This window comes from bacterium, from assembly GCA_035691305.1.
In the GTDB taxonomy this organism is placed as follows: domain Bacteria; phylum Sysuimicrobiota; class Sysuimicrobiia; order Sysuimicrobiales; family Segetimicrobiaceae; genus DASSJF01.
In genome coordinates, this window is record DASSJF010000069.1 from 99,331 (window position 1) to 106,641 (window position 7,311).

At 69.9% G+C, this 7,311-nt stretch carries 9 protein-coding genes and 1 riboswitch; all 9 genes read right to left on the minus strand.

Going from position 1 to position 7,311, the window contains the following annotated elements; all coding sequences use genetic code 11:
• Positions 1-49: 49 nt before the first annotated feature.
• Positions 50-442, minus strand: a complete 393-nt coding sequence (locus VFL28_12910) for a MerR family transcriptional regulator (GenBank protein HET7265564.1) — start codon at positions 440-442, stop codon at positions 50-52.
• A complete protein-coding gene (locus VFL28_12915; GenBank protein HET7265565.1) occupies positions 439-1,353 on the minus strand; it encodes a sigma-70 family RNA polymerase sigma factor in 915 nt (304 codons plus the stop codon). The genes VFL28_12910 and VFL28_12915 overlap by 4 nt, the downstream gene beginning before the upstream one ends.
• A 25-nt stretch (positions 1,354-1,378) precedes the next feature.
• Positions 1,379-2,479, minus strand: a complete 1,101-nt coding sequence (locus tag VFL28_12920; protein HET7265566.1) for a PilT/PilU family type 4a pilus ATPase — start codon at positions 2,477-2,479, stop codon at positions 1,379-1,381.
• A complete protein-coding gene (locus tag VFL28_12925) occupies positions 2,476-3,621 on the minus strand; it encodes a type IV pilus twitching motility protein PilT (protein HET7265567.1) in 1,146 nt (381 codons plus the stop codon). The genes VFL28_12920 and VFL28_12925 overlap by 4 nt, the downstream gene beginning before the upstream one ends.
• Positions 3,622-3,771: 150 nt before the next feature.
• A riboswitch (cyclic di-GMP riboswitch) is annotated at positions 3,772-3,861 on the minus strand.
• Between the two features lie 149 nt (positions 3,862-4,010).
• The gene (locus tag VFL28_12930) at positions 4,011-4,577 is read right to left on the minus strand and encodes a hypothetical protein (GenBank protein HET7265568.1); all 567 of its coding nucleotides are present in this window, start codon (positions 4,575-4,577) and stop codon (positions 4,011-4,013) included.
• Positions 4,578-4,629: 52 nt separating this feature from the next.
• A complete protein-coding gene (locus VFL28_12935) occupies positions 4,630-5,232 on the minus strand; it encodes a TlpA disulfide reductase family protein (protein HET7265569.1) in 603 nt (200 codons plus the stop codon).
• Complete coding sequence (locus VFL28_12940; GenBank protein ID HET7265570.1) at positions 5,222-6,400, minus strand: FxLYD domain-containing protein; 1,179 nt, start codon at positions 6,398-6,400, stop codon at positions 5,222-5,224. The genes VFL28_12935 and VFL28_12940 overlap by 11 nt, the downstream gene beginning before the upstream one ends.
• Positions 6,397-6,903, minus strand: a complete 507-nt coding sequence (gene ruvX / locus VFL28_12945) for a Holliday junction resolvase RuvX (GenBank protein ID HET7265571.1) — start codon at positions 6,901-6,903, stop codon at positions 6,397-6,399. The genes VFL28_12940 and ruvX overlap by 4 nt, the downstream gene beginning before the upstream one ends.
• The coding region (locus tag VFL28_12950; protein HET7265572.1) for a DHHA1 domain-containing protein at positions 6,900-7,311 on the minus strand (412 nt) is incomplete at its 5' end. The genes VFL28_12950 and ruvX, both read right to left, overlap by 4 nt.

Sequence of the window (7,311 nt, forward strand, 5' to 3'; positions counted from 1 at the left end):
AACCCGCGCCTCGATTTGGCAAACGCTCGACACTCAAGAGCCGGTAGTCCTATCCCCGTTCGGTCCGGCCGTGTCCGTTGTGTGAGCGCGCGGCGAGCGGCACCGTCGCCGTCGCGGTGGCGGCGCCCGCGGTCTGCGGGGCCGAGCCGTTCGGCGATGGAGATCCCCCGGCGAGTTCGGACTGCGCGGCCAGGAAGGCCTTGATCCCCTGCAGGCTCATCCCTTCCTGGTCCACCAGCCGGCGGATCAAGTGCACCAGCCGGAGGTCGCGCGGCGAGTACAACCGGTGGCCGCCCTTGCTGCGGGCAGGTTCGAGGAGATGGTACTCCGACTCCCAGCTGCGAAGACGGCGGGCGTCGACCCCGGTCAGCGACGCCACCGTCCGGATCGGATAGATCGGCAAATCGTCCTGCATGACCACCGTCCCCACCTCCTGGGTCATGACCGCGCGGCCGCGGACGACCCGATGCCGGCCGCGCGAAGCGGTTCGGCCAGGTGCCTCAGCGCCGCGGCGAGCAGCCGCGACACGTGCCGTTGAGAAACGCCCAGACGCTGGGCGACTTCGCTCTGGGTCAGGTCTTGGTAGTAGAGGTAATACACGACCTTGCGCTGGAGGTCGGCAAGGCGGTCCATCGCCTGCATCAGCACGATCCGGTCCTCCACCGGCAGCTGCAGCGACACGTACCGCTGGTGGGCGATCAGGTCCGGCCGGACGTCGTGCTCCTCGGTCATGTCCGTCATCGAGCGCACGCGCATCTGGCTGTGCGCGTCGAGGACCTCGCGCACGCCGGCTTCGGTCATGTTCATCGCGCCGGCGATCTCGGCGACGCTCGGCGTGCGGCCGAGCTCCTGCTGAAGCCGGGCCACCGCGGCGGTCAGATCCGCGTAGATCTTCCGCACCCAACGCGGCGCGCGCACGGCCTCGAGCCCGTCGCGGAGGAAGTGCCGGATCTCGCCCGCGACGTGGTGGAAGGCGTACGTTTCGAACTTGACGCCCCGCGTCGGATCGAAGGTCGTGACCGCGTGGATCAAGCCGATCGAGCCGATCTGCACGAGATCCTCGAGCGGGGCGCCGGGCCGCACGTACCGCCGCGCGATCCGGTTGACCAGCGGCAGATAGCGCAGCACCAGCGTCTGTTGGAGCGCCCGGTCCTGCGTCCGCCGGTAGGTGTGAAACTGGTCGAGCACGTCCGCGGCGTCCCCCGCCGCCGCGCCGGCCTCGACCGCGGCCGCCTGAGGCGGCGCCGGCGCTTCTTTGGTCCGTGCCGCCGGTCCGGCGGCCCGCGGCGTGCGCCCGCGCGCCCCGCTTCCGCCCGACCCCGCGATCCGCTCATGCCCGGTCATGCTGCCCATGATCGTTCCCCCCCGCGAATCGTCTTCAACTCGTCCGGCGTCCGGCCGGGGCAAATCCCCGGAGCCGGAGCCGCAGATCGTTGGGACTCTCCGCGGACTCGAGCGCCGTCTCGACGCTGACGAGCCCGCGCTGGTAGAGGTCGAAGAACGAATCGTCGAACGTCTGCATCCCGCCGTCGTGGCCCTCGGCCATCGTCTGGCGCAGCGCCGCCCCGATGTCGCCGCGCCGGATCAGGTCCCGCACCCGCGGCGTGGCGCGCAGGACCTCGACGCCCGGCACCATGCCGTTGCCGTCCGCCCGCGGCACCAACCGCTGCGCGACGACGCCGACCAGCGTGGTCGCCAGCCGCAGGAAGATCTCACCGTGAATCTCGGGCGGGAAGAAGTGGAGCACGCGGTCGAGCGCCTGGTTGGCGTTGATGGTATGCAAAGTGCTGAGCACGAGGTGTCCGGTCTCCGCGAAGTACACGGCCGCTTGGGCGCTCTCGGCGTCGCGCATCTCGCCGATCAGCAGCACGTCGGGCGTCTGGCGCAGCGCACTTCGCAGCGCGGAGGCGAACGAATCGGCGTCCGTGCCGATCTCGCGCTGGCTGACGATGCTCTGCCGGTCCTCGTGCAGGTACTCGATCGGGTCCTCGATCGTGATGATGTGGCCCGACATGGCGCGGTTCCGGTGGTCGATCATCGCCGCGAGCGTGGTGGACTTGCCCGAGCCGGCCGGCCCGGTGACCAGGATGAGGCCGCGGGGCGTGAGCGCCAGCTCCGCGATCACGGCCGGCAGCGCGAGCTCCTCGAACGACGGGATATCCTGGCGGACGCGCCGGGCGACGAGCGCGCTCGTCCCCCGCTGGAGGTAGATGTTGACGCGGAAGCGGCCGAGCGACGGCTCGAAGTAGGCGAAGTCCGCGTGCCCGGCCGTTCGCAGCGCTTGGCGCTGCGCGTCGTTCATGAGTCCTTCCAGGAGGCCGTCGAGCGCCGCGGCCGACGGCGTGGCCAGCCCCGAGGTCTCCACCGCACCGGCGATCCGGAGCATCGGCGGGGTGTCCGCTTTGAGATAGAGGTCCGAGGCGTCGCGCTCCACGACCGACCGGAACAGGTCTTCCATCGTGTACGGAACGCGGCTCATCGGGCGGCCCGCTCCGCGACGGCGGCGGCCGGACCGACCTGGCGAAGCTGCGGCGCCGCCTTGGCCGCCGCGCCCGCCCCCACCGCGGCCCGGGGCGCGGCGGCCGCGAAGGCGTCGCGATCCACCGCCCGGAGGAACGCGTCTTCGGGGGAGATGAGCCCGCGGCGGAGCAGATCGCGCAGGCACTGATCGAGGCTGGTCATGCCTTCCTTCATGCCGGTCTCGATCATCGACGGGATCTGGAACGTCTTGCCTTCCCGAATCAGGTTCCGGATCGCGGGGGTGGCGATCATCATCTCGATCGCGGCCACCCGGCCGCGGGCGTCCACCCGCGGGATCAGGGTCTGCGCGAGCACGCCGATCAACGCCTCGGACAGCTGCACGCGAATCTGCTCCTGCTGGTGCGGCGGAAAGACGTCGATAACGCGGTTGATGGTCTGCGCGGCGCTGTTGGTGTGCAGCGTCGCCAGCACGAGGTGGCCGGTCTCCGCCGCGGTGAGCGCCATCGCGATCGTTTCCAAATCGCGCATCTCGCCGACGAGGATGATGTCCGGGTCCTCCCGCAGCGCGCTGCGCAGCGCGGCGGAGAAGGAGTTGGTGTGGGGCCCGACCTCTCGCTGATTGACGATGCAGCCCTTGTGCTGGTGCACGAACTCGATCGGATCCTCGATCGTGATGATGTGGTCGGTGCGCTCGGTATTGATCACGTCGATCATCGCGGCGAGCGTCGTCGACTTGCCGGACCCGGTCGGTCCCGTCACGAGAACCAATCCTCGGTCCTTCATCGCGAGCGTCCGCAGCACGGGCGGCATGCCGAGCTGATCGAGGCTCTTGATCACAGTGGGGATGAGCCGGAACACGGCCGCCTCGCCAAGCCGCTGCACAAACACGTTCACGCGGAAGCGGCCGACGTTCTGCAGTTCGAGCGACAGGTCGAGGTCGTGCGTATCCTCGAACCGGGCCTTGTGCTCGTCGGTGAGCACGTCGTAGAGCATTTCGTGCAGCGACGTCGCGGTCAGCGGCGGATAGTCGAGGCGAACGAGCTTCCCGTGAATACGAAGGGACGGCGGAGTCCCGACGGTCAGGTGAAGGTCAGAGGCGTCGCGCTCTCGTGTCAGGATCAGCAGTTCTGTGATATCCATCGGCCCCCCGGCACCTTTTGCGCCACGTCACCGGGTCTGCCGGGAAGCCAAGGCCGCGCTGGTTCACGCGGCGGGGATGGACGATGCTGGGTGTGCGGCCGGGGAGAAAAAAACGCTCTCCGCGGCCACGGAGAGCGTCGAGGTGCCAGCTTTGGCAACCCGGCCGACTCGCCAGCGCTTCTGCTGGCCAGTCCCGTGGCTTTGCGTCCCCAGATCGCTCTGGGTTTGCCCCTACAAAGCGGTCAGGCTATGAAATTGTCACCGCAAGTTAATCACAAGCGTAGCCTAAAGTCAATAGGTTCTCCCCCAGACCTACGCGAAATCATACCTTCACCCTACACCTTCCACCCTAGCCGAGAGCGGATCTTCCGCAGTGCCCTGTGAGGATACTAGGGCACCCGCCAGATCGCTTTCCCTTGCCCGGGCCGGAAGACAACCACCCGCCCGACCGTCGGGCTGAACTGACCGCTTTCCGGTGCGTACTGGAACTCGAAGGCGATTCCTAGGGTGTCGTAGATCAGCGTGCGGCTCCTGGTCGCCAGTTCGAGCGTCATCTGCGGATCGTGGTAGGCGGCGGTGAGCTGCTGCGCGCTCGATCCGATGCCGACGTGGTCGATCGTTCGAGCGTCCGGCTCACTGGTGCCGACGGCCCAGACGACGTCGGACGTGTGCGGATAGACGACGAAGATCCTGGGGCCCGACCAGGACTTTTCATCGAGCTGCGGGCGGAACACCAAATCTGTCCCGCTGGGCCTCATGTCGGCGACGATCGTGTCGCCCAACGCGAAGACGATATCCGCGAGGTGCCTGTCCACCGTCCACTGACCGACGCCTAGCCCGGGAACCACCACCAGCGGCGCCGGCGGCTGCGCGCCGGACTGTGCCACCGCGCCTAATGGAAGGGCTAGCATCAGGACGATCGCCGCGATACGGCCGGCCTTTACCGCATGTCGCATCTGTGTCCTCCCCCTGCCCGCCGAGCGCACGCGCGCACGCGGGTGTCGAATGCTAATGGAGCAGCGCCTCGATCTGTCTCGTCAGCTCCCCGGTTCCGTCCGGGCCCGTGAAGCCACCCGTCAGGGCCACGCCGGCGACGCGCCCGTCGGCCCTGATAAAGAACGTCGTGGGCAGTGCCGCCACATGGTAGGCCGCCGCCACCTGCCCGTGATCGTCGCGTCCGACAGGATAGGTCACGCCGCGGGCGGCCAGGAATGTCCGGCTCGCCGCCCACGTATCGGTCGCCCCGTCGATGCCCAGGACCACGACGCCGCGGGCGCGATACTTCAGGTACGCGGCCTCGAGCGCCGGCATCTCCGCCCGGCACGGCGGGCACCACGACGCCCAGAAGTTGAGAACGATCGGGTGTCCGCGAAATTGGTCGAGAGACACTGTCGCGCCGCGGTACGCCGGGGCACTGAAGGCCGGCGCTATCGCACCCGGGTCCGTTCCGATCCGCGCGCGGGGCGCCACGCTCCGATCGGCCACCTCGTCCGCGGCGGTGTGCATCACCGTCCGCAGCGCCACGGTCCCCAGCGCGAACGCCAGAAGGACGAGCACGGCGATGAGGGCCGGCGCCGCGGCGCGCGGGAACGAGGCGGGCCTACTGGCCACGAAGCACCACTCCTGTCACTTGGGGCGCGCCGAGCGTCGCGCTCGCCGGCACAACCACGGTCTCCGTTTCCCCCGGCGACAGTTGCACGGTGGCCGATCCGGCCTCACCGTTGCTGACATACGGCACGGTCACTGTGACCCGCTGTACCCACGCCGCGGGAATCACGCCGGTGTCGGTCACGGAGACGAGCGCCTGCACCCGTGGCGGTCCAATCATCTGAGACGGTGCGCCGAGATCGACCTTGATGTGAATTTGACGCTGTGCGAAGTCCGCGTACGCCTCCGGTGAGACGGCCTCGGCCCTCGTCTCGGCCAGTAGCGTTCCCGTGGCGTTCGTGAGGAAGACCTGGTAGCGGACGACGATGTCGACCAGGGCCGCGGTCTGCAGCTCAAACGGCGCGCTGCCGCCGGGGGCGAGTGGGCCCGCGATCATCGTCCGGCCGTCGACTTGGTCACCCGACGCGCGCGTGAACCTGGCCGTCACGAACAGGGGGCCGACGGGGGCCGGCCCGGCGTTGGCCACGGTCCCGGTCACGGTGAGCCCGCCGACTGAAAGCACGTTGGCGCTGACGTCGCGCACCACCGCGGCAGATGCGCCGGCCGCCGGCGGACCCGTCTGTACTGGGATCGGCGGTCCCGGGGGCATCACCGGCACGATCTCGGACTTCTGCGGCGCACCGAACGGTATCGCGGCCGTCACGAACGCCTCGACGGCGCGTCCGCCGCGGAAGACAAACCCGACGCCCTGGAACGCGTACAGAACGGTGGCGTTCTCACCCGATGTCGTTGTCACGGAGTTCACGTCACCGACGAGCCGAGCGGCATCGACGGCCGCGGTACCGACGCCTGCGCCGGCTGCCGTTCGGTACTCCGCAGAGGTGGTCGAGATCCGGACGGCCACCCCGGCATCAAAGTCCAGGACGAGACGGAATCGAGGATACATCCAACGGCCCGAACCCAGCTGCACGGACTGCCCGAGCGCCGAAGCCGCGGCGTTCACCGTCATCCCGAGACGGGCCGGCCCGATCGATTCGCCGGGCACGAGCTCCGCGGCGGCCGCGGCGGACGGCACGGCCGCAACCGGCGGCGACGCCGCCGCCACAAGCGCGGCAATCGCGACGCCCACAGTCCACCGCTGTCGCCTTACCCGGCGAATGATGGCCATCATGACCGCTCGTCGTTATGCCCAGAGGGGGGCGGACGCAGACCTGTCGACTTGACAGACCCGGCTTCGCCCCGGCGCGCGTTCAGATATCCCTGAAGGATCAAGGCCGCGGCCACCCGGTCCCGCGCGTGGCGCCGCTCCTCGCGCCGCACGCCGGCTTCAATTAGTGTGCGGTCGGCGGCCGCGGTCGACAGCCGTTCGTCCCAGAGCTCCACCGGCACGAGGAGCGCCGCCCGCAAACGGCCGGCGAAGACCTCCGCGAGCCTCGCCGCCGGGCCGCGCGAGCCGTCCATGTTGCGCGGCCATCCGACCACGACGAGCGCCACGTCGTGGCGCCGGCAGAGGTCGGCGACCCGCTCGGCGGCGCGGCGCCCCGCCGCACTGGCGGTGGTTATCGTCTCGAGGGGAAACGCGATCGTGCCGGTCGGGTCACTTAGCGCGACGCCGATGCGCCGGGTGCCGAGGTCGATCGCGAGAATACGTCCGCCGCCGGCCGCGGCGCTCACCCGCGACCGGCGGCGGAACCGGCCAGCGCCTCCCGCACGACGGCGCCGATATCGGCAAGGACCGAGGGAAGACGCGACGGATCGCCACCGCCGCCCTGCGCGAGTTCGGCCCGGCCGCCGCCCCGCGTGCCGAGGCGCCGGTTCAGCACCTGCATCACCCGCCGCGCTTCGGCGCCGCGGGCGACCGCGCCGGGCGTTGCCATCACGATGACCTCCATGCGGCCGTTGCCGGTCGTGGCGGCCACGAGGACCGCTGAGTCCAACCGTCCTCGCATCCGATCGCCCAGCGCGCGGAGCGTCGACGGATCGGCGTCCGGGACGGCGACGCCCGCTACCGTAATGCCGTCCACGTCGGTCGCGGCTCGGAGTATGGCCTCGATATCCGGCCCCGCCGGCGTCCGCGCGTCC